The following is a 527-nucleotide window of genomic DNA, read 5'->3' on the forward strand; positions in this document are numbered from 1 at the left end:
GAATCTGCTACGGGAAACGAACGACAATTACGGCCGTGAGGTGTGGTGTCAATCGTCGTGGCGTCAACGCCTCCAGGAGCACGCCCGCTGCTTCCGCGATGGGTTCTCTATGTCGGCGTTCACGATGCGCCGCGAGGGCTCGAAGGTCGTCTACGATCGCATCCACTGGCTAGAACCTTCAAGCGTCGATCCGATGGGCTGGGTGCTCGACGGGTCGGACAACCTGGAGCGCATCGAACGCACGTACAGCGACGCGCAGCGGTTCCGCCAAGGGTTCAAGTACCAGGAGACGCTACCGATCGAGCAGGTGATTCTGTTCGTTCACGAGATGGTAGGCGCCCGGTACGAAGGCCGGCCGCTCATCCGTTCGATGTACGGGGCGTGGCTACGGAAAGTCTTCATGCAGCGACATCAGGCGATTCGGATGCAGAAGTTCGCAGGCGGTGGGCCGCCGCTCGGCATCTATCCGGCTGGATGGACTGACCAGGAAATGCTCGATGAATTCGAGTCCGCAGTCAAGGGCAACC

The 527-nt window shown here is 60.9% G+C and carries 1 protein-coding gene; it reads left to right on the forward strand.

Annotated elements, in window-relative coordinates; translation table 11 throughout:
* Nucleotides 1–109 precede the first annotated feature (109 nt).
* On the forward strand, nt 110–527 hold a 418-nt coding region (locus GY725_00840; GenBank protein ID MCP4002716.1), incomplete at its 3' end, for a hypothetical protein.

Source organism: bacterium, from assembly GCA_024226335.1.
GTDB lineage: Bacteria > Myxococcota_A > UBA9160 > SZUA-336 > SZUA-336 > JAAELY01.